This is a genomic window from Thalassococcus halodurans, assembly GCF_900108225.1.
Classification (GTDB): Bacteria; Pseudomonadota; Alphaproteobacteria; order Rhodobacterales; family Rhodobacteraceae; genus Thalassococcus; species Thalassococcus halodurans.
Map to the genome: position 1 here is coordinate 641982 of NZ_FNUZ01000002.1, position 20465 is coordinate 662446.

At 56.6% G+C, this 20465-nt stretch carries 20 protein-coding genes; 14 read left to right on the forward strand and 6 right to left on the reverse strand.

Annotated features, from left to right (window positions below; all coding sequences use genetic code 11):
* Window positions 1-14: 14 nt before the first annotated feature.
* The 3 genes from rpsI to C4S59_RS08115 all read right to left on the reverse strand — a co-directional run bounded on the left by rpsI (window position 15) and on the right by C4S59_RS08115 (window position 2553).
* Window positions 15-506, reverse strand: coding sequence for a 30S ribosomal protein S9 (gene rpsI / locus C4S59_RS08105; protein WP_103909960.1), 492 nt, complete (start codon window positions 504-506; stop codon window positions 15-17).
* 4 nt (window positions 507-510) lie between these two features.
* Window positions 511-969, reverse strand: coding sequence for a 50S ribosomal protein L13 (gene rplM, locus C4S59_RS08110; protein ID WP_103909961.1), 459 nt, complete (start codon window positions 967-969; stop codon window positions 511-513).
* Between the two features lie 159 nt (window positions 970-1128).
* A complete protein-coding gene (locus C4S59_RS08115; protein ID WP_103909962.1) occupies window positions 1129-2553 on the reverse strand; it encodes an aminotransferase-like domain-containing protein in 1425 nt (474 codons plus the stop codon).
* 121 nt (window positions 2554-2674) lie between these two features.
* Here C4S59_RS08115 and C4S59_RS08120 point away from each other — a divergent pair, with 121 nt between their 5' ends.
* Window positions 2675-2902, forward strand: a complete 228-nt coding sequence (locus C4S59_RS08120) for a DUF1127 domain-containing protein (protein ID WP_103909963.1) — start codon at window positions 2675-2677, stop codon at window positions 2900-2902.
* A 132-nt stretch (window positions 2903-3034) separates the two neighbouring features.
* On the forward strand, window positions 3035-5194 hold the full coding sequence (purL, locus tag C4S59_RS08125; protein WP_103909964.1) for a phosphoribosylformylglycinamidine synthase subunit PurL: 2160 nt from the start codon (window positions 3035-3037) through the stop codon (window positions 5192-5194).
* A gap of 50 nt (window positions 5195-5244) precedes the next feature.
* Here purL and C4S59_RS08130 read toward each other — a convergent pair whose 3' ends face one another.
* Together C4S59_RS08130 and C4S59_RS08135 are read right to left on the reverse strand one after the other, a co-directional pair.
* On the reverse strand, window positions 5245-6507 hold the full coding sequence (locus tag C4S59_RS08130) for a vWA domain-containing protein (RefSeq protein WP_103909965.1): 1263 nt from the start codon (window positions 6505-6507) through the stop codon (window positions 5245-5247).
* Window positions 6508-6523: 16 nt separating this feature from the next.
* Window positions 6524-7435: an AAA family ATPase gene (locus tag C4S59_RS08135; RefSeq protein ID WP_103909966.1), complete on the reverse strand. Its 912-nt coding sequence runs from the start codon at window positions 7433-7435 to the stop codon at window positions 6524-6526.
* A gap of 218 nt (window positions 7436-7653) precedes the next feature.
* On the opposite strand from C4S59_RS08135, the gene C4S59_RS08140 reads away from it, so the two are divergent.
* The 6 genes from C4S59_RS08140 to C4S59_RS08165 all read left to right on the forward strand — a co-directional run bounded on the left by C4S59_RS08140 (window position 7654) and on the right by C4S59_RS08165 (window position 14550).
* Window positions 7654-8685 carry a glycosyltransferase family 2 protein gene (locus C4S59_RS08140; RefSeq protein WP_103909967.1) on the forward strand — a complete coding sequence of 344 codons (1032 nt, stop codon included), beginning with the start codon at window positions 7654-7656 and terminating at the stop codon, window positions 8683-8685.
* The gene (locus C4S59_RS08145; RefSeq protein ID WP_103909968.1) at window positions 8682-9335 is read left to right on the forward strand and encodes a sulfotransferase; all 654 of its coding nucleotides are present in this window, start codon (window positions 8682-8684) and stop codon (window positions 9333-9335) included. The genes C4S59_RS08140 and C4S59_RS08145 overlap by 4 nt, the downstream gene beginning before the upstream one ends.
* Entirely contained in the window at window positions 9335-11716 is a 2382-nt protein-coding gene (locus tag C4S59_RS08150; protein WP_103909969.1) for a glycosyltransferase family 2 protein, read from the forward strand. Before C4S59_RS08145 ends, C4S59_RS08150 begins: the two co-directional genes overlap by 1 nt.
* A gap of 1 nt (window position 11717) precedes the next feature.
* Window positions 11718-12410 carry an FkbM family methyltransferase gene (locus C4S59_RS08155; protein WP_103909970.1) on the forward strand — a complete coding sequence of 231 codons (693 nt, stop codon included), beginning with the start codon at window positions 11718-11720 and terminating at the stop codon, window positions 12408-12410.
* A gap of 7 nt (window positions 12411-12417) precedes the next feature.
* Window positions 12418-13485, forward strand: coding sequence for a glycosyltransferase family 2 protein (locus C4S59_RS08160; protein WP_103909971.1), 1068 nt, complete (start codon window positions 12418-12420; stop codon window positions 13483-13485).
* Between the two features lie 96 nt (window positions 13486-13581).
* Entirely contained in the window at window positions 13582-14550 is a 969-nt protein-coding gene (locus tag C4S59_RS08165; RefSeq protein ID WP_103909972.1) for a phosphoadenosine phosphosulfate reductase, read from the forward strand.
* On the opposite strand, the gene C4S59_RS08170 is transcribed toward C4S59_RS08165, so the two are convergent.
* The gene (locus tag C4S59_RS08170; protein WP_103909973.1) at window positions 14534-14809 is read right to left on the reverse strand and encodes a hypothetical protein; all 276 of its coding nucleotides are present in this window, start codon (window positions 14807-14809) and stop codon (window positions 14534-14536) included. The two genes, C4S59_RS08165 and C4S59_RS08170, sit on opposite strands and share 17 nt — an antisense overlap.
* 117 nt (window positions 14810-14926) lie before the next feature.
* On the opposite strand from C4S59_RS08170, the gene pyrC reads away from it, so the two are divergent.
* The 6 genes from pyrC to C4S59_RS08200 all read left to right on the forward strand — a co-directional run bounded on the left by pyrC (window position 14927) and on the right by C4S59_RS08200 (window position 20420).
* Complete coding sequence (gene pyrC / locus C4S59_RS08175) at window positions 14927-15967, forward strand: dihydroorotase (RefSeq protein WP_103910325.1); 1041 nt, start codon at window positions 14927-14929, stop codon at window positions 15965-15967.
* Between the two features lie 27 nt (window positions 15968-15994).
* On the forward strand, window positions 15995-16672 hold the full coding sequence (locus C4S59_RS08180; protein WP_103909974.1) for an orotate phosphoribosyltransferase: 678 nt from the start codon (window positions 15995-15997) through the stop codon (window positions 16670-16672).
* A 226-nt stretch (window positions 16673-16898) separates the two neighbouring features.
* A complete protein-coding gene (locus C4S59_RS08185; protein ID WP_103910326.1) occupies window positions 16899-18386 on the forward strand; it encodes a replicative DNA helicase in 1488 nt (495 codons plus the stop codon).
* A gap of 81 nt (window positions 18387-18467) precedes the next feature.
* A complete protein-coding gene (gene alr, locus C4S59_RS08190) occupies window positions 18468-19505 on the forward strand; it encodes an alanine racemase (protein ID WP_103909975.1) in 1038 nt (345 codons plus the stop codon).
* 203 nt (window positions 19506-19708) lie between these two features.
* Entirely contained in the window at window positions 19709-19975 is a 267-nt protein-coding gene (locus C4S59_RS08195; protein ID WP_146064520.1) for a hypothetical protein, read from the forward strand.
* Complete coding sequence (locus C4S59_RS08200; protein WP_234994734.1) at window positions 19968-20420, forward strand: paraquat-inducible protein A; 453 nt, start codon at window positions 19968-19970, stop codon at window positions 20418-20420. The genes C4S59_RS08195 and C4S59_RS08200 overlap by 8 nt, the downstream gene beginning before the upstream one ends.
* The last annotated feature ends 45 nt before the right edge of the window (window positions 20421-20465 follow it).

Genomic DNA, 20465 nt, shown 5'->3' on the forward strand with positions numbered 1-20465 from the left:
TGAAAGCGTTAGAATTAACGCTTTGAGAACTGGAAGGAACGACGCGCTTTGCGCTTACCGAACTTCTTACGTTCAACAACACGGCTATCGCGTGTCAGGAAGCCTGCGGCTTTCAGAGCCGAGCGCAGTGCGGGATCATAGATCTGCAGCGCTTTGGAGATGCCGTGCTTGACCGCACCGGCCTGACCGGACAGGCCGCCGCCTTTTACGGTTGCCATAACGTCGAACTGGTCTTCAACGCCTGCAACTGTGAACGGCTGGCGCAGGATCATCTGCAGAACGGGGCGTGCAAAGTACGCCTTCATTTCTTTGCCGTTTACAACAACCTTGCCAGAGCCGGGCTTGATCCAGACACGGGCAACAGCGTCTTTACGCTTGCCTGTGGCATAGGAACGGCCCAGTTCATCACGAACGGGTTCGCGAACGATGGCGGTTTCTTCAGCAACCGGAGCAGCGCCGCCGGCAACCTGGTTCAGCTCTTCGAGCGAATTGATTTGATCAGCCATTTATTCACACCCGGGTGTTTTTGGAGTTCATCGACTTCACGTCGAGCACTTCGGGGCTCTGGGCCTCGTGGGGGTGCTCGGCGCCCGCATAGATGCGCAGGTTTGTCAGCTGCTTGCGGGACAGACGGTTGCCGGGAAGCATACGCTTAACAGCTTGGAATACGACACGCTCGGGGTGTGCGCCTTCCAGGATCTGCTGTTTTGTGCGGGATTTGATGCCGCCGGGGTGGCCTGTGTGCCAGTAGAAGTTTTCTTCACGCTTCTTGCCGGTCAGCTGTACCTTGTCCGCGTTGACGATGATGATGTTATCACCAGTGTCCATGTGCGGTGTGAAAGACGGCTTGTGCTTGCCACGCAGACGCATAGCAACGATCGAAGCAAGACGGCCGAGAACGACGCCTTCCGCGTCGATCACGAACCATTTCTTTTCGATTTCTGCCGGTGTTGCAGAATAGGTTTTCATGGTCGGTCCTGTTTTCAAAGTGGGGCAAGCGGGAATCCACCGGCCCAAAAATCCGATTGCGGGGTTATACTCGGCCCGAAAATGCAGTCAAGCGGCACAAGTTCAAAATAACAAAGCAAAAACAATAGGTTAAAATTATGGTATAATAATACCCCAATGTCAGACTGCGATTCTTTCCGGTGGATTGTCCAAAAGCACTCGCAAACGCCCCATCGCCTTTTCAAAACTGGACAACGTGACCTGCGCATTGATTGAAATTCGCACCGCATGGGGCACACGCGCGTCACGCAAAGCAAATTCATCCGCCGACCTGATTTGCACCCCTTCCGCCTCTGCGGCCTGACAAAAGGCTGCAGCCCGCCACCCTGCTGGAAGCGTCAGCCACATAAAAGGCATGTCATTGCGCCATACCAGATCATAGCCACCCAACACATTAACCCCTGCCTGAACGTACTTGGCGAATTCGTCGCGAATCTTCTGGCTCAGTTTTGGCATTCCCGGATCACACAGAACCATTTCGGCGACGTCTGCCAACGGCCTGGCCAAACCAAAGAACCCGTGTTCCGCCACTCTGCGTAGGTCGGCAACCTTGCCACGCGGCGCGACGACAAACCCGATGCGCAAAGCAGGCGTGATGATTTTTGAAATAGATGACACATACCAAGCCAGATCGGGCACCAGCGCGCGGTAACAAGGTTCATGCGATATCGCCATTCGGTAGCAATCGTCGTCGATAATCTGCAGGCCAAGCCGCTCGGCCACAGCTGCAATCTCCATGCGCCGCTCCATGGGGGTCGAGAGCCCCGTGGGATTGTGCATTTCCGGCGTCGTACACAGAACCTGCGCCTTATGCTGACGGGCAAGACGCTCTAGGGCTTCGGGAATGATCCCCTTTTCGTCCATCGGAACGCTGACAACCTCGGCCCGCAACAATTCTGCCGCGCGACGGAAGCCCGGATAGGTCAGTTCTTCCAGCAAAACGACCGGCTTCGGGCCCGTCAAAATGGACTGCAAGGCCAATGAAATGCCGTTTTGCCCACCATGACACAGTACCATATCTTCGGAATTAATCGGGCCAAGGGGTACATTTTTCAACCAATGTACCACTGCTTCGCGCGCCGGTTTATACGCGGCACGAGATGGATAGTTCATCAAATCTTCTGCGGGCCGGTCGGCCAGTCGGGCGAAGGAATCACGGATTAATGCGACCTGACCACAATCGGGAAGTTTGGGCGAAAACAAACTGACGACTTCGGAATCCACGGGCGCATTATGACGTTCCCAATTCAGATCGCGCTTAGCGTCCCGCCCCTTAGAGACGGAACGTTTTGCATTGATATCAGCAATATAGGTTCCACGCCCCACTTCGGCGATAGCCACGCCATCATCGGTCAGGATGGTATAGGCCCGTGCAACAGTGCCCGGCGTAATATTCAACTTCCATGCAAGTTCCCGCACCGGAGGAAGCTTTTCGCCGACCTGAACCTCGCCTGCTCGAACGGCGTCGATGATCGCACGCGCAACCCCTTTGTACTTGGGTCCCGCCTCGGCACATTTTTCGAACCGCTCTAAAATTGTATCCATTACAATGTTTCCGTAGACGAGAGTGAAGCACGATTGTATCAATATATCCGTAACAATACAGTTACATTGTGTCAATACAATTTCGATACACCCAGGACATCTTAATATAAGGAGTAGACCAATGTCCGCGACACCACATGCAGCCCACATCGCGTTCCTCGGAGCAGAGCCTCGTCTCGCCCCTATGGCCTCTTTCGCGCTGACAGCGGCCGTGGTGATCACAAAATGGTCCCAGAACGCGCGAACCCGACGCGCGCTTGCCCAATTGGACGGCCATTTGCTGGATGACATTGGCGTTGATCCGCGTGCTGCCCACCGGGAAGCCCGCCGGATGTTCTGGCAGGACTGATCCCTGACTTGCCAGACCTCTTCCTCTGGGCCGCTTCCGGGCGGCCCCTTTTTGCATAAAGGCGCATCAGCCCCCTTCCCCCCGCGCCCACAAGGTTTTAAAGAGCGCGCATCTGCCAAAGGGGATGACGACATGCAGGAACCGGCCATCACGCCCGAACTGATTGATGCACACGGGATCAAACCCGACGAATACGACCGCATCCTCGAAATTATCGGACGCGAACCCACCTTCACCGAACTTGGTATTTTCTCGGCGATGTGGAACGAACACTGTTCCTACAAATCGTCCAAGATCCACCTTCGCAAGCTACCGACGACTGGCCCGCAGGTTATCTGTGGCCCCGGCGAAAACGCAGGCGTTGTTGATATCGGTGACGGTCAGGCCGTGGTTTTCAAAATGGAAAGCCACAACCACCCTTCATACATCGAACCCTATCAGGGCGCGGCCACAGGCGTTGGCGGCATTCTGCGTGACGTCTTCACAATGGGCGCCCGTCCGATCGCGGCGATGAACGCGCTCAGCTTTGGTGAAAAAGACCACAAGAAAACACGCCAGCTGGTTCACGGCGTCGTCGAAGGCGTTGGCGGCTACGGCAACTGCTTTGGCGTTCCGACAGTGGGTGGTGAAGTTCGCTTCCACAATGCGTACAACGGCAACTGTCTGGTCAACGCTTTCGCAGCCGGTCTCGCGGATGCTGACAAGATTTTCTACTCCGCCGCTTCGGGCGTCGGTCGCCCCGTTGTGTACCTCGGTGCGAAAACAGGTCGTGACGGCGTTGGCGGCGCGACTATGGCATCGGCCGAATTCGACGACACCATCGAAGAAAAGCGCCCCACCGTTCAGGTTGGTGACCCCTTCACCGAAAAACGCCTTATGGAAGCTTGCCTTGAGCTGATGCAAACCGGGGCTGTGATTTCCATTCAGGATATGGGCGCCGCTGGTCTGACATGTTCCGCCGTGGAAATGGGTGACAAAGGCAATCTGGGCGTACGTCTGGACCTTGAGAAAGTGCCGTGCCGCGAGAACGGCATGACAGCCTACGAAATGATGCTGTCGGAAAGCCAGGAACGCATGTTGATGGTTCTGGATCCGTCGAAAGAAGCCGAGGCAAAGGCTGTTTTCGACAAATGGGACCTCGACTTTGCCATCGTTGGCGAAACCATCGCCGAAGACCGCTTCCTTATCGTCCACAACGGCGAAGTGAAAGCCGACCTGCCGCTTAAGGCCCTGTCCGGCACGGCCCCCGAATATGACCGCCCGTGGGTTCCGACACCCGCAGCAGCACCTCTGGAAGATGCGCCCAGCATCAACGCGATTGAGGGTCTGAAAACCCTGATCTCTTCGCCGAACTACAGCTCGCGCGAATGGGTGTACGAACAGTACGACAGCCAAGTCATGGCCGACACAATGCGCCAGCCTGGCTTCGGCTCTGGCGTGATCCGCGTTCACGGCACCGACAAAAAGCTGGCCTTCACCTCTGACGTGACGCCCCGCTATGTGCGCGCGAACCCCGTTGAAGGTGGCAAACAGGCCGTCGCAGAAGCGTTCCGCAACCTCTGCGCTGTGGGCGCTAAGCCTTTGGCAACAACAGACAACCTGAACTTCGGCAACCCCGAAAAGCCCGAAATCATGGGCCAATTCGTTGGCGCACTGGACGGGATCGGTCAGGCGTGTCTGGCGCTGGATATGCCCATCGTGTCCGGTAACGTGTCGCTTTACAACGAAACCGACGGTCAGGGCATTCTACCCACGCCGACCATCGGCGCCGTTGGCCTGATCGCCGCTGATGAAGAGCCGATCCTTGGCTATGCCCGCGACGGTCATGTTGCCTTGGTTCTGGGTGAAACGGCTGGTCACCTCGGCCAGTCCGCGATCCTGTGCGAAGCGTTCGGTCGCGAAGACGGTGACGCACCTGCTGTCGATCTGGCAGCGGAACGCGCCAACGGCGAATTCATCCGCGCGAACCGCGATCTGATCCGCTCTTGCACGGACCTGTCCGATGGCGGTCTGGCAATGGCAGCGTTCGAGATGGCAGAAGCCGCAGGCGTTGGCGTCAGCATCGATGCAGACGACACACCCACGCTCTTCGGCGAAGATCAAGGCCGCTACCTGATCGCCTGTAACTTCGACGCGGCCGAGGAACTCATGGCACGCGCAGCGCAAGCTGGCGTGACCCTGACCCACGTCGGCAAGTTCGCAGGAACAGACATCAGCTTTGGCAAGGAAAGCGCATCGCTCGACGAACTGCGCGACCTGTATCGCGGTAGCTTTGCCAAGCATTTCGCGTAACTGCCGACCAACCCAAAACAAAAAGCCCCGTCAAATTGGCGGGGCTTTTTCTATTCGTTGATCATGGTCATCAGGCGGGCTTTTTCGCCCAGATCATCGGGCCGTGAAATCGCCTCGGCCAGATCGGCCAAAGACTGAATCGAATGGCTGGCGCGGAAGCTGTCGACATGGGGCAGCATCTTTCTGATACCAGCGGCCTTGGGCGCGAATCCATCCCAACGCAGCAGCGGGTTTAGCCAGATCAAACGGCGCGAAGAAAGATGCAGACGCTGCATCTCCTTTTCCAGATCCCCCTCTGGGTCACGATCCAGACCGTCAGTGATCAGAAGAACGACAGCGCCCTGTCCCATAACGCGGCGCGACCAGTCGCGGTTGAAGCTGTGTAGGCATTCGCCAATGCGCGTGCCGCCTTCCCAGTCCTGCGCCTCTGCGCCCGCCGCTTTCAGCGCCGCATCAACGTCGCGGGTCGCCAAATGGCGCGTGATGTTTGTCAGACGCGTGCCAAAGGTAAAGGCATGGACCTTGGCCCACCCCGCACCTTTCTGGTTCGCAACAGCATGCAGGAAATGCAAAACCATCCTGCTATACTGGCTCATGGAACCCGAGATATCGCAAAGGACCACTAGGTTCGGCCAACGTGGGCGCGGCTCTTTCAAGGCCAGTTTCTGTAGCTCGCCCCCTTGGCGCATCGCACCACGGATTGTGCGCCGCCAATCGGCCTGCCGCCCATGGGTGGATGCCTTGCCTCGGCGTGATTTGATTGGCTTTACCGGCAATTCCAAGTTGGCAATGATGCGTTTGGCTTCTGCCACTTCCTCAAGCGACATCTGTTCAAAATCCAGACTGCGCAGCTTTTCGTCCGTCGAGATCGTCTGCGAGGCATCCACCTCGATCGAAATCTCTTCCTCGCGCTCGCCGCCTTCCGGTTCAGGCATATCCGGCAGGTTATCATCCAGAAGCGCCTGCGCCGCACGCTTTTCAGCCGCGTCAGCCGCGCGTTCTTCCTGAACGCCGCGCACCGATGGCAGCATCAATGACATCATATGTTCAAGGTATCGCGGATCGCGCCAGTACAGACGGAACAGCTGCGAAAAGGTCGCGCGATGTTCAGGGCGCGTCACGAAACAGGCATGCAGCGTCCAGTAAAAATCGCGCTTTTCGGTAAAGCCTGCGGCCTCGACCGCGCGGATCGCATCAATCACCCGCCCCGGCCCCACGGGCAGACCCGCACGGCGTAAGGCCCGCGCAAAATGGATGATGTTTTGCGCCAGCCGCGGGTTTTCCGGCAACTCTAGGGGGATGTATTCAGGCATGCCCGATCAGCCCCGCTTAATCTGCCATTGCCAGTTGTTCGCGGGTTTCGTCCAGAATGCGTTTCGCCTCGGACCCTTGGATTTTCGCGATGTCGTCCTGATATTTCAGGATCGCACCCAACGTGTCCGAAATCACCTCGGGCGACAGATCGATCACATCCAACGCCAGCAGGCATTTTGCCCAGTCGATGGTTTCCGCTACACCCGGTTTCTTGAACAGATCTTCGGTCCGCAGGCGCTGAACAAAGGCCACAACCTCGCGGCTTAGGTTTTCTGCAACCTCTGGCGCACGGGCGTGCAGGATTTCGACTTCGCGCGGGAAATCGGGGTAATCGACCCAGTGATACAGACAACGACGTTTCAACGCGTCATGCACTTCGCGCGTCCGGTTGGAGGTCAGGATCACAATCGGTGGCTCGGGCGCTTTTACGGTGCCGAGTTCGGGGATCGTCACCTGAAAATCAGACAGCGCCTCTAGCAAGAACGCCTCGAACGGTTCGTCCGTGCGGTCCAGTTCGTCGATCAGAAGAATAGGTGCGCCGTTTTCATCGGGGCGCATCGCTTCAAGCAACGGGCGCTCCACCAGAAATTCGTCCGAAAACAATTCGGTCTGCAAAGCCTGACGGTCGGCACCGCCAGATGCCTCTGCCGTGCGGATGGCCACCATCTGTGCCGCAAAGTTCCATTCATAAACGGCCGAAGACGCATCCAAACCTTCATAGCACTGCAAACGGATCAGCTTGCGCCCCAGCATCGCGGCCAGTGCCTTGGCGATCTCGGTTTTACCGACGCCAGCCTCGCCCTCTAGAAACAGCGGTCGGCCCAGTTTCAACGACAGAAAAACGACCGTCGCCAAGGCCCGCCCACAGACGTATCCGGTTTCCGACAAACGCGCCTGAACTTCATCGATGCTTGATGGAATGGTCATATTTCCTCCGTAGCTTTCCCCTAGGCCTCACCCCTCAGCACGCGCGGGTCAATAGCGCATAGGTCGCATATGCCACTCTGTCGCCCCTTTGCCCGCCGTACAATTGACGCGTAAGGCCCAAGATGAGATGTTTATACAAAAGAACAAGCGCCAGACTTTGATTTGGCGCAAAAGGGCGGAACAGGATTAATGGTGAAGTTGGTAGTTTGGGGGTGGTCATGCGTGTGACCGCGGTAACCTGCGTGAAAAACGAAGGTCCATTCCTTTTGGAATGGATTGCCTTCAACCGCCTGATCGGTGTGACCGATTTTCTTTTTTATTCAAACGACTGCACGGACGGCACCGATAAGCTGCTGGACGCAATGGCGGCCCGTGGTGGCGTGGTTCACCTGCCCAACCCCGCTGAAGGCCGCAATTACCAGATGGAGGCGCTAAAGGACTGCGCCCACACCGATGTGGTTAAAAATTCCGATTGGGTATGGATCGCGGATGTTGATGAGTTCCTGAATATTCATGTGGGCGATCACACCATTCCTGCGCTGATCGAGGCTTGCGGTAATCCCAAGGCGATTTCCGTGACGTTTCAGTTTTTTGCCAGCGGCGATGTGCGCGACTACGAAGATCGCCCCGTCATCGAACAATTCACTTACAGCCATAATCCCGACCTGTGGTGCGCTGAGTCCGCGATCGAGGTCAAATCACTGACCCGCCGTGACTTCCCACTACAATACTACGGCGCGCACCGCGCCTTTTTCCGCAAAGGTCTGGCAGAAGAAAAGCGGCCCACATGGACCGACGGATCGGGCCGCAAGGTTCAGCACAAATTTCTGGTTGCCGCCAACCCGCGCCGGATTCGGAAATTTCCCGCCGCGGGCGCGCGCAACTTTGCGACGTTGAACCACTATGCACTGCGGTCACTAGACAGCTATCTGGTTAAAAACGACCGTGGTGATGTGAACCGCGAACACCGTGCGTTCGATGATACCTACTGGCGCGAACGGAATGACAGCGCGTGGGAGGATACATCGATCCATCGCTACCTGCCTGCCCTGAACGACGCCCTGGCAGAGCTGAAATCCGACCCGGAGATCGGCGCACTCCACGACGAATGCGTGCGCCTGCACAAAGCCAAGCGCGACGAGCTTATGGCACAAGACAGCTACCGCGAAATGTACAATCAACTTGCGTCTTTGCCGCCCTATCCACCGGGCGAGTTGGAACTGATGCAAGAACTGGGGATCGCACCATGAGCCGGTTGCGTGTGGTTAACCTAGGGCTACCTAAGTCTGGGACTACAACTTTGGGTCAAGCCCTGACACAAGCCGGCCTGCGTGTTGCGGATTGGAAGATTCGCAAAGGCCAATCTGACAAGGATGCATTGAGAGGCGAATTTGTCGCGACATGCCTTTACAGGGGATATTTCGAAAAAGGCGACCCATTAGCGATTTTGGATGAATTCGATGCGTTTACTGAAATCAGTACGATTTCGAAGGGCCTAAACATGTGGCCACAGTTCGACTTTGGTCTTCTTTCTGAAATCGACAAGCGGCACTCAGGCGCAAAGTTTATCTTATCAATGCGTCCTGCGGAAAAAATAGTAGACTCAATGATGCGTTGGTCAAACCTAGGAACTGGGCGATTGCCAAATAATTCGGTTCCAGGCCTTCCAAAGGGATTTGGGACGAACCGCGATCAATTGGTTCGTTGGGTAAATGGTCATTACAATTTTGTGCGCAAATCGTTTGGTAGCCAAAATAACTTTCTAGAATACAGCATTGACGATCCTAAAGCGCCCAAAATTATCGGTGATTTCCTGGGGATCGAGTTGCCCTGGTGGGGGCGCAGTAACGAAAACAAAAACAGTGCGTCTGAGGGCGCGGTAAAAGGCAAAGACGAGTAGTGCGGGTTTATCTTCATATCGGGCCGGACGCGGATAGCGCAGACAGGCTACAGCGTGTTCTAGACGCGAAACGGGATCAGTTGATCAGCAAGGGCGTGCTTTACGCCCGTTCACCTGGAGCGCGGAACCATACACGTTTGTTCATGGCCAGCAGCGATCCGGACGCCGTTGATGCGCTGCGCTTCAACCGTGGCTTCATCCTGCCTGAAAAACAGGCCCGTCTTCGTGAAGATGTCACGCAAAGCCTTGCTGCCGAGGTCGGCGCCACGCGCCCTGACGTGTTGATCCTGTCCTGTCATCAGCTTGGTACAACTTTGATGCGCGCCACAGAACGTGCGCGTTTACAAGACATCCTGCGCCCCTTGTCGGATGACATCCGTGTCATTGCCACTGTCGACGACCCTGCCCGCATGCTTGCCCGCCGTTATGCCGCACAAGTACTGGACGGCCGCAGCAGCGGACTTGAGGTTGAACTGGGCCTGATCAAGAAAGACAATTGGTGGGACGGTGCCCTGTCACGCTGGCCCGGCCTACGACCCGAGGCCGGTGTTTTCCCCGAGGTGCAAGGCCCCTCGCCTTGGCTTGATCTGGCACGGCTGGTTCAGGAATGGGACAGCACGTTCGGCAAAGGCGCGACGCAGCTTGTGTCCTTCGACCGCGACCGGATGTGGACCGATGCCTTCGCCGACGATCTGAAAGCTGTCTTTGAAATTCCGCACAACTTTGGCCGCGCGGAACCTGCGGACGTGCCGCAGCAACCCTCTGCTGCGTGGCTGTCCCGAGCGCGCCGTTTTAATGATGCCGTCATACGCCTTTTGGATCGCACGGATATGATCCTCGGTCGCCCGCTGTGGCGCAAACTGGTTGGCGAAATCAAAGTGTCCGGTGATCCTATCGACGCAGGCTGTTTGAATGAAATCTCGGCCTTTTTTGCCGAAGACCTGCAGGAATTGGCTGAAAACCATCCTGATCTCCACCTCGAACATCTGCATCCCGATCCGGAACAGGATCGTTGGGAAGAGGCAGATCCGATGTTTGGTTTCCGCCCGACCCAGTACCTGATGGCCGCCCGTTGGCGTATCAATCAGGCCGCAAAGCAGGAAATGGAAAGCAAAGCGCAGGCCCTGCAAGCTCTGCAATCCATGCCAGCCCATGAACAAGAAGCGGCCAGCACAACCCTGCCCCCTGTCGATGGCCTGACACCAGAGGCCGACGCGGTTATGCCCCAACTGGCCAAGGAAAAATTTGCCCAGCTTCAGGGTTCGATCTATGCGCCGCACAACAACATCGGTCGCGTCAACGAAGAAGAGCTTGCCGCCGCATTCGAGCCTATTACGCCCCGCCAATTGCCCGAGGGCAATACCGGCAATGTGATCGTCGGCTGCATGAAGAACGAAGCGCCCTATATCATTGAATGGGTCGCCTACCACCGCGCCATGGGCGTTGATAACTTCCTGATCTACACCAACGGATGCGAGGACGGGACGACAGAAATCCTTGATCGCCTGCAGGAAATGGGCGTGCTCCAGCACCGTTTGAACGACGACTGGAAAGGCAATTCACCCCAGCAATACGCGCTGAACCGGTCGTTGAAAGAACCGGTGATCATGAACGCCGAGTGGATCGCGCATATCGACGTGGATGAGTTCATCAACGTCCGCTGCGGCAACGGCACCCTTCAGGATTTCTTTGAACGCGTTCCAGATGCCACCAATGTTGCGATGACATGGCGGCTGTTCGGGCACAACGGCGTGACAAAACTGGCCGATGAATTTGTCATCGAACAGTTTGATACCTGCGCCCCGAAATTCTGCCCCAAGCCGCACACCGTCTGGGGCTATAAAACGATGTACAAGAACATCGGCGCCTACCAGAAAATCAGCTGCCATCGCCCGAACAAACTGAACGAAGGCTTTGATACAAAAGTAAAATGGGTCAATGGATCCGGTCTGGACATGACTGGCGAAGCGATCAACAACGGCTGGCGGTCGTCCAAGAAATCCATCGGGTATGATCTGCTTCAACTTAACCACTATGCGCTGCGCTCTGCTGAAAGCTTCCTTGTGAAACGCCAGCGTGGTCGCGCCCTGCATGTCGATCGGTCCATCGGTTTGAACTACTGGATCCGCATGGATTGGACGGACTTCAAAGACATCACCATCAAACGCAACGTGCCCCGTCTGCGGGCCGAATACGATCGTTTGATGCAAGATGAGACGCTACGCAAATGGCATGAAACAGGTGTCGCGTGGCATCGTGCCAAGGCTGATGAACTGCACGGAATGCCCGAATTTGAAGAACTGTATCAGCAGGCTTTGTCGCTGAAACTGACAGAAACCGAACGCGTCGCGTATGCTCTGGCATTGGATTTGGAAAGTTAAGATGCCCGAGGCCGCAAGCCATACTGATGTGATTAAAGCCGCTGGATTTCTGTTTCCGAACGACCCGCGTTTTATTTCGGTCCGGATCGCCAAGCGGCTCGAACGTGGTGGCTATGAAGAACACGAAGCAAATGCTGTACGTCAGGTTCTGCGTCGAGGGGATCGCGTGCTCGAATTAGGTGGCGGCATTGGCTTTATCTCATCCCTGATCGGCACATCCCGCCCCCCGTCAGAGTTTCATGTTTATGAGGGCAATCCCCAGCTGGTTCCATATATCCGTCAGGTTCACGCGCTGAATGGTCTGGACAACATCAATGTCCACAACACGCTTTTGTCTGTCGACGCCACAGACGACGTTGCCTTTTACCTGCGTGAGGATTTTTTGGGCTCTTCAATGGATCGCGACAATGATCCGGACACGATCATTGACACCGTGATGGTGCCTCAAAAACCGTTCTCTGACGTTATTGAAACGCTGCAACCGACCTTCCTTGTGTGCGACATCGAAGGCGCTGAAAGCACGATTTTACCATCTGCGGACCTGTCATGTCTGCGAGCCGCTGTTGTAGAGCTTCATCCACAATGGACCGGTCAGAACGGTGTTCAGGCCGTCTTTGATGCCTTCCAAAACGCAGGCTTGACCTACTTTGCCCGCACATCACACGGCAAAGTCGTTACATTCAAGAAGCGGTGATAACCAAATGAAAATACTCGCGATTCTTTGCGTTCGAAACGAAGGAGCCTTCCTGCTGGACTGGCTGGCGCACACACTGGCGTCCGGCGTGACGCATGTGTTGGCCTATTCAAACGACTGCGACGATGGCACCGACCTGATGCTTGATCGGCTATCAGAGGTCGCGCCGGTCACACACCTGCGCAACCCTGGGCCCTATGATCAGGGCGGCATTCAATTCACTGCCCTAAAGGACGCCGCCAAGCAGAAATTGGTCAAAGAGGCCGACTGGATTCTTCCGCTGGATGTGGATGAGTTCATCAACGTCCATGTCGGCAACCGCACCCTGCCCGATCTGATCAACGCGCTGCCTGACGCCACGGCAATCACGCTGACGTGGCGGTTGTTCGGGAACAACGGACAAGCGCGATATCACGATCAGCCGGTGCCACATCGGTTTGCCAAAGCCGCGCCTAAAATCCTGTACTGGCCATGGCGCGCGTCGATGTTCAAAACGCTTTACAAGAACGACGGCACCTATGGAAAACCGGGCGTCCATCGCCCCCGTTCCCCCAACGACAACAAGATCAGCCAAGCCCGCTGGTTTGATGGCCACGGGCGCGAGCTCGACGCGCTGTTCCAGACAAAACGAATCTTTTCGACCTTTGGGCAAGACAACTACGGTCTGGCCCAGCTTAACCACTATCCCTTGGGCGACATGGAAAGTTACGTGCTCAAGGCCTATCGCGGCCGCGCTGTGCATTCCGACCATTTGCTGGGGTTGGATTACTGGGTGGAACGCAATTTCAACGTCGAAGAAGATCAGACCATCCGACAATTGGACCCGCTTGTGGCAAAGTTCCGCGCAGAGTTCGCGAAGGACAGTCAATTGGCGGAACTTCACGATAAATCAGTAGCTTGGCGCAAAGAGACATTCGACAAGCTGATGTTGGAGGAACCCTACCGAGCGCTATTCGGTCGCCTTCTCATGACGCCCCCGACACAGCCGGTTCCCCTGAATGCCGCGCGCTTTCTTTCCAGCTATGGCAACCGCGCTCGGGAATTGGCCCTCCAAAATCCTGATCAAAAACCCTAAATCTCCTACGATACGGCTCAATTTTGCCTAAATGCGCTGGAATACGTTTGGAAAATATGCGCCTGAAATGGGCCACGGATCGAGGATACGCAGACAATGCAGGACATTTCTGACCTGATTGATGATGATTTGCCCGAGCTGTCCTACAAGGACTGGCGCGGTCGTATGCGTGCCATCGGCGATGTCCATGGTTTCTACGAAGAACTCGGTCCAGCCCATCACGGCTTGTTTGTCGAAGACGGCGATACGCTGCTTGTGACGTTCGAAAGCTTCGCGGGCATCCAGACCCTTTCAAACGATGGTATGCCGCTTGGTTACCAGATGGTTCAATCCGAAGGCTGGTCGCATCTGGCGGTCGTGTCGAAATCCGACACATGGTTCCGCGCGCCCGAGGTCTATGGCTTTTTCGACCAACTCAGCGACGACGGTTTCTTTGACGAATTCGATAAGGTCGTCTTCTACGGCGCAGGCCCCTGCGGATACGCAGCCGCGGCGTTTTCCGTGTCCGCACCGGGCGCACGTGTTCTGGCGCTCCAGCCTCAGGCCACGCTTGATCCGCGCGTTAGTGAATGGGACGAGCGTTTCACAGAGCAACGCCGGATGTCCTTCACGGACCGCTATGGCTATGCCCCCGACATGCTGGATGCGGCGCAACAGGCCTATGTGCTTTATGACCCGCGCGAACATCTGGACGCGGTGCATTCGGCCCTGTTCAATCGCAGCAATGTCAAACGCTTCCGGATGCCGTTCATGGGCGCAGCTTTGCAATCCGACATTATCGATCTGGACCTGCTAGAGCCTTTGCTGGTCGCCGTTGCCAGCGATACGCTGACGGACCTCAGCTTTGCCAAAATGCTGCGCGCGCGCCGAGATCACGTGCCCTATTTGATGAAACTGCTCGCCAAGCTGGACGCCGACGGGCGCGAAGGCCTTGCCCTGATGCTGTGCGAAAACGTGGTGCCACGCCATCCGGTTCGCCGGTTCCGCCGCCGCCTGCGCACGCTGCGCCTTACCGATGGCGATGAAACCGAAACGGACACACAGTCCGCTACCTACGCCGACTGACCAACGCGTCGCGGATCGGGGCCTGAAAGTAGCCAATCAATCCGCAGATCAACATCAAGATCATTGGTGTGGGCATCGTCAGAAAGCTCAGGATCAGCGCGGCCAACCCCATCGTGACGCAAAACGCGATCAACCTGCGGCCCGCTTCGTCGGGCAGCCGTTCCTCATCCAGATACCGATGCAGAAATTCTGTAACCCGTGGTTGCACGGGCACGACCGCCGCACCGGCCAGAACTGACAAAACAATGGTCAACAACATCGCAAACCTACCTTCGCTTTCGCGGTGATGTTGCCTGATGTCGGAACCAAGGTAAACATGGACAAGGGCACAGAATGCCTCTGGCCCCGCGTCACACCTCGTGCTAACCGCACAATTATGACCGACATGCTGACACTCCGCCGCCCCGACGACTGGCACCTGCACCTGCGCGATGGCGCAATGCTCAAGGCCGTTCTGCCTGAAACCGCACGCCATTTCAGCCGTGCGATCATCATGCCGAACCTTGTGCCGCCCGTTGTGACATCCACAGACGCAGCCGCCTATCGCGACCGCATTCTGGCGGCCCTGCCCGATGGCATGACGTTCGAGCCGCTGATGACACTCTATCTGACCGAGAACACGGATCCCAAGGATGTGGCAGCCGCCCATGCCTCTGGCCTGATCAAGGCGGTCAAGCTTTACCCCGCGGGTGCCACGACGAACTCGGCCTCGGGCGTCACGAATTTCGAAAACGTCCGCGCGGTGCTTGAGAAAATGGCCGAGATCGGCCTGCCCCTGTGTGTGCATGGCGAAGTGACGACACATGACGTCGATATCTTTGACCGCGAAGCTGTGTTTATCGACACTGTTCTGGATCCGCTGCGGAAAAGCACACCAGGACTGCGCGTGGTCATGGAACACATCACAACACGCCAAGGCGTGGAATATGCCCGTTCCGGCGGCGACGATCTGGGCGCGACGATCACCACGCACCACTTGGTCATCAACCGTAACCACATTCTGGTTGGCGGCATCAAACCGCATTACTACTGCCTGCCCGTCGCCAAGCGCGAAGAGCATCGCTTGGCCCTGCGCGACGCCGCAACATCGGGTGAAGGTCGCTTCTTCCTTGGCACCGACAGCGCGCCGCATCCCGACGATGCGAAGGAAAGCGCTTGTGGCTGCGCGGGCTGCTTTACAGCAACCAACACCATGTCGATCCTTGCCGAAGTGTTTGAACAGGACGGTGCGCTGGACAAGCTTGAGGCCTTCACATCGCTGAACGGCCCTGCGTTCTACGGACTGCCTGCGAACACCGACACCATCACCCTGACCAAGGGCGATGCCGTCACCTACCCCGAAAAAATCCAGACTGGCGAGGCCGAAGTGACCGTCTTCGACCCCGCCATGCCGCTGCACTGGCGCGTCAACGCCTGACCCTGCGATCCAAAGAAAGGTACACTGATGATCCCGACCAGCTTTCCCACCAAAGAGGAAATCGCCCGCCTGTCCGCGCGGATGTTGTTGGAAATCGGTGCTGTGAACTTCCGTCCGGAAGATCCGTTCATTCTGGCGTCCGGTCTGCCTTCGGCGACCTATATCGACTGCCGCAAGCTGATCTCGTTCCCGCGTATCCGCTCGACCCTGATGGATTTCCTGACAGTCACCGTGATGCGCGACGCGGGTTTTGAAGCGTTCGACAACATCGCAGGTGGCGAAACAGCGGGCATTCCCTTTGCCGCACTGGTGGCCGAACGCATGGCGCTGCCCATGACCTACGTTCGTAAAAAGCCTAAAGGCTACGGCAGAAACGCCCGCATCGAAGGTGCGATGACAGAAGGCCAGCGGGTTCTGCTGGTCGAAGACCTGACCACTGACGGCGGCTCCAAGATCAGCTTTGTAGACGCGATCCGCGACACTGGCGCGTCTTGCGCGCATACTGCTGTGATCTTCTACTACGGAATTTTCCCGGAAACCGAAAAGACGCTGGGCGATCATGGCGTGACGCTGCACCACCTCTGCACGTGGTGGGACGTGCTGGAAGCCGCGCGCGAAATGGGCAGCTTCGACGAATCGACATTAGCCGAAGTGGAAAAATTCCTGCGCGATCCGCGCGAATGGCAGGCAGCACACGCAGTCTGACAAAACGCGCCAAAAAATGCTGCACTGCAGTCAGCACGAACATGCTGACTGCACCTGCGGCACTTTCTAAATCTTGACGAAGTAGCCACCCGTACCGCAATATAGTGTGGTGTTTCTGGCCGTTCGATATCCCCAAGATATCCACAGGAATATACCGTTTGCGTCACAGGGCATGGCTGTTCTATGCCCCACAGACCGGCAAAAATACGAACGAAACGAGGGGCAGATGAACGAGATAGCGGCTTTCAATCCAACCGGGGCCGAAATCCAATCGCCTGATACGATGCCTCATTCCATCGAGGCTGAACAACAGCTCTTGGGCGCTATCCTGACCAACAACGACGTCTATGACCGTGTTGCGTCGATCATCAGCGAAAAGCATTTCTACGACCCCGTTCACGCCCGCATTTTTGAAATTGCGGCGGCACGTATCGCCAAAAACAACCTTGCGTCGCCCGTAACGCTCAAGGCGTTTATGGAAGACGACGAAGGCCTGAAAGAACTGGGCGGCGCGGCCTATCTTGCGCGTCTGGCCGGTGCAGCTGTGTCGTCATTCGCGGTACGCGATTACGCCCAGATGATCTACGATCTGGCGATCCGCCGAGAACTGATCGCCCTCGGCCGTGAAATCGCAGACAAAGCCGCGCGTGTCGAAGTGGCGTCAGAGCCTAAAGACCAGATCGTTCAAGCGGAACAGTCGCTGTACAAACTGGCAGAACAAGGCAAGTCAGATTCCGGTTTCGTTAGTTTTCTCAAGGCTGTAACAGGCGCGGTTAACGTTGCCAACGCCGCCTACCAGCGGGAAGGCAAGCTGTCCGGCATTTCGACCGGACTGGTTGATCTGGACGCGAAGCTGGGTGGTCTGAACCCCTCTGACCTTCTGATCCTCGCGGGTCGTCCGTCGATGGGTAAAACCTCGCTTGCGACCAACATCGCGTACAATATCGCCAAGGCCTACAAGAAAGGCATCCGCCCCGACGGCACCGAAGGCGCTATTCAGGGCGGCGTCGTTGGCTTTTACTCGCTCGAAATGAGCTCTGAGCAGTTGGCCGCACGTATCCTGTCCGAAGCGTCCGAGATTTCGTCCCACAAAATCCGTCAGGGTGACATGGAAGAAGATGAATTCCGCCGCTTTGTTGAGGCTGCGAAGAAACTCGAATCCTGCCCGCTTTATATCGACGACACGCCCGCCCTGCCCATCGCTCAGCTGGCCGCCCGTGCACGCCGTCTGAAACGGACCCATGGCCTTGACGTTTTGATCGTCGACTACCTTCAGCTGGTGCGCGGTATGTCCGACAACCGTGTGCAAGAGATCGGCGAAATCTCGATGGGCCTGAAGGCGATCGCCAAGGAACTGAACATCCCAGTGGTTGCCCTGTCCCAGCTTAGCCGTACGGTTGAAAGCCGCGACGATAAACGCCCGCAGCTGTCCGACCTTCGTGAATCGGGCTCGATCGAACAGGATGCGGACGCCGTTATGTTCGTGTTCCGCGAAGAATATTACGTGGAACGGGAAAAGCCGTCTGATGATAACCTTGAAGCAATGGCCGTCTGGCAAGACAAGATGTCCCGTCTGCACGGCAAGGCCGAGGTGATCATCGGCAAACAGCGTCACGGTCCGATTGGGACAGTCGAACTGTCGTTCGAAAGCCAGTTCACACGCTTTGGCAACCTTGCGAAAGCCTGGCAGAACAACGCCGTCGAAGAATACTAACAGACGCACCCCGCGTCATAATGCGTCGTATCTGCTGCGTTTTTCCCTTGACCTGTTCTTAAGGCAAGGCAAAGAAAACGCATGGCTCAATCTACTCTTACTATCGATCTGAACGCGCTTCGCACCAACTGGCGCAACCTGAACAGCAAAACCGCCTGCGAAACCGCGGTGGTGGTCAAAGCCGATTCATACGGCCTTGGCGCTGGAAAAGTGTCCCAGATGCTGGCCCAGATCGGCGTCCGCAAATTCTTTGTCGCCTTGGCAGAAGAAGGCGTCGCCCTGCGTCAGGCTCTGGGTGACGGCCCTGAAATCTGCGTCTTTTCCGGACATATGAACGGCGACGCCGAGAAAATCAGCGGCGCGCGCCTGACCCCGATGATCAACAGCCTTGATCAGATGCTTTTGCACATAGAAACGCTGCCCGGTCATCCGTTCGGCGTTCAGTTGGACACAGGCATGAACCGGCTGGGCATGGAGCCTGCCGAATGGTCCGCGCTGCGCGAGATCGCGTTGGGCCAGAACCCGGAACTGGTCATGAGTCATCTGGCCTGCGCCGATGAACCCGACCACCCGATGAACGCGCAACAACTGCGCGTTTTCAAAGAGATGACCCATGATGTTGACGCACCTCGGTCGCTGTCGGCGACGGGTGGTATACTGTTGGGGCCGGACTATCACTTTGACCTGTGCCGCCCTGGCATCGGCCTTTACGGCGGTCTGCCCTTCGTCGATGCGCAACCCGTCGCGTCGCTGGACATTCCGGTCATTCAAGTGCGCACCGTTGAAGAAGGTGAATCCGTTGGCTACGGCAACACATGGATCGCTGAACAGCCCACCTATGTGGCCACTATTGCGGCGGGCTACGCCGACGGGATCATTCGTGCAATGGGCCCCAAGGCCTATGTCTATGCGGGGGAACAGCGCTGCAAAATCCTTGGGCGCATTTCCATGGACCTGATCGCAGTAGACGTCACAAACGTCGCCGAGATGCCTGAAACAGTCGAATTGCTGGGTCGTCACCAATCCGTTGATACCTTGGCCGATGCGGCCGGAACCATCGGATACGAAATCCTTACGTCTTTGGGCGCACGATACGACAGACACTACATCGACGGCTGATTTCCGCCCCGCTTGTTGAAGCCAGCGCAACGGGATGCCATCTAAATAGCAACCCGCTGCAAATCGAGGAACGCATGCAGTCATTTTTTGAACCGAACTACAGCGTCCTGACGTTCTTGTTCTTCAAAAAGTTTGTATTTTTCCAAATACTTCTTTTGCTTTCCTTGTTTCGGATATTCACGTCGCAGGCAAAGGCAAGGTTGGTGTCTTTCCTCGTCTTTTTACTGGCATCGTGGGCGCTGATCACCCTGTTTGCACCCAGTCTGGGATGGTATGGGCTGCCACTGGGTCGTCAAACGGCGCTTCTACTTGGACTGCAGAACGGAATGCTGGCGCCTGTGGGGCTTTCCTTGATCTTTGCCGCAACGGCCTTCGTGCCCAAAGTGAAACGGCGGACAATCGACTGGTTGCATATCGCTTTGGTTCTGGCGCTTTTCGCGACATGGGGGGCAACCTTTGTCGATTGGTAAGATCAGGCTGGCAGCCATTATCCTGATTGCGGTGCTCTACCCCATATCGTGGTTCGCCCCTTTGGCCCGCGCCGGATTGCTCCCGCTCTTCAGCTTGTCAGAAATCAGCGTCATGTCCGGCATCCGGTCATTGATCGAAACGGATATCTTCCTTGCTGTCCTTGTGGCGCTATTCGCTCTGGTCGCCCCCGTTCTAAAGCTGATCGGTCTGGCGTTGAACGAGCTTTCCACGCTTCCCAACCGCGTGACCAAATCGATCACTTTCGCGGGCCGTGTCGCAATGGCGGATGTTTTCCTGATTGCCGTCTACATCACGCTGTCAAAAGGCATCGGAGTGGGACGGATCGAAACCGCATGGGGCCTTTATTTATTTACGTTTTGCATATTGGCTTCGATGTTTGTCGGGCACTGGCAAAAAACCTCGAAAGCTGACCACAGCGTGTAAGTGCCGACGCCACAAAGCCGCGTCTTGCGGCGCACCCATCTTTGC

What these genes read in the sequence shown, in the direction of transcription:
- rpsI (WP_103909960.1), bottom strand. Translation starts at nt 506, where the DNA reads ATGGCTGATCAAATCAATTCGCTCGAAGAGCTGAACCAGGTTGCCGGC.
- rplM (WP_103909961.1), bottom strand. Translation starts at nt 969, where the DNA reads ATGAAAACCTATTCTGCAACACCGGCAGAAATCGAAAAGAAATGGTTC.
- C4S59_RS08115 (WP_103909962.1), bottom strand. Translation starts at nt 2,553, where the DNA reads ATGGATACAATTTTAGAGCGGTTCGAAAAATGTGCCGAGGCGGGACCC.
- C4S59_RS08120 (WP_103909963.1), top strand. Translation starts at nt 2,675, where the DNA reads ATGTCCGCGACACCACATGCAGCCCACATCGCGTTCCTCGGAGCAGAG.
- purL (WP_103909964.1), top strand. Translation starts at nt 3,035, where the DNA reads ATGCAGGAACCGGCCATCACGCCCGAACTGATTGATGCACACGGGATC.
- C4S59_RS08130 (WP_103909965.1), bottom strand. Translation starts at nt 6,507, where the DNA reads ATGCCTGAATACATCCCCCTAGAGTTGCCGGAAAACCCGCGGCTGGCG.
- C4S59_RS08135 (WP_103909966.1), bottom strand. Translation starts at nt 7,435, where the DNA reads ATGACCATTCCATCAAGCATCGATGAAGTTCAGGCGCGTTTGTCGGAA.
- C4S59_RS08140 (WP_103909967.1), top strand. Translation starts at nt 7,654, where the DNA reads ATGCGTGTGACCGCGGTAACCTGCGTGAAAAACGAAGGTCCATTCCTT.
- C4S59_RS08145 (WP_103909968.1), top strand. Translation starts at nt 8,682, where the DNA reads ATGAGCCGGTTGCGTGTGGTTAACCTAGGGCTACCTAAGTCTGGGACT.
- C4S59_RS08155 (WP_103909970.1), top strand. Translation starts at nt 11,718, where the DNA reads ATGCCCGAGGCCGCAAGCCATACTGATGTGATTAAAGCCGCTGGATTT.
- C4S59_RS08160 (WP_103909971.1), top strand. Translation starts at nt 12,418, where the DNA reads ATGAAAATACTCGCGATTCTTTGCGTTCGAAACGAAGGAGCCTTCCTG.
- C4S59_RS08165 (WP_103909972.1), top strand. Translation starts at nt 13,582, where the DNA reads ATGCAGGACATTTCTGACCTGATTGATGATGATTTGCCCGAGCTGTCC.
- C4S59_RS08170 (WP_103909973.1), bottom strand. Translation starts at nt 14,809, where the DNA reads ATGTTGTTGACCATTGTTTTGTCAGTTCTGGCCGGTGCGGCGGTCGTG.
- pyrC (WP_103910325.1), top strand. Translation starts at nt 14,927, where the DNA reads ATGACCGACATGCTGACACTCCGCCGCCCCGACGACTGGCACCTGCAC.
- C4S59_RS08180 (WP_103909974.1), top strand. Translation starts at nt 15,995, where the DNA reads ATGATCCCGACCAGCTTTCCCACCAAAGAGGAAATCGCCCGCCTGTCC.
- C4S59_RS08185 (WP_103910326.1), top strand. Translation starts at nt 16,899, where the DNA reads ATGAACGAGATAGCGGCTTTCAATCCAACCGGGGCCGAAATCCAATCG.
- alr (WP_103909975.1), top strand. Translation starts at nt 18,468, where the DNA reads ATGGCTCAATCTACTCTTACTATCGATCTGAACGCGCTTCGCACCAAC.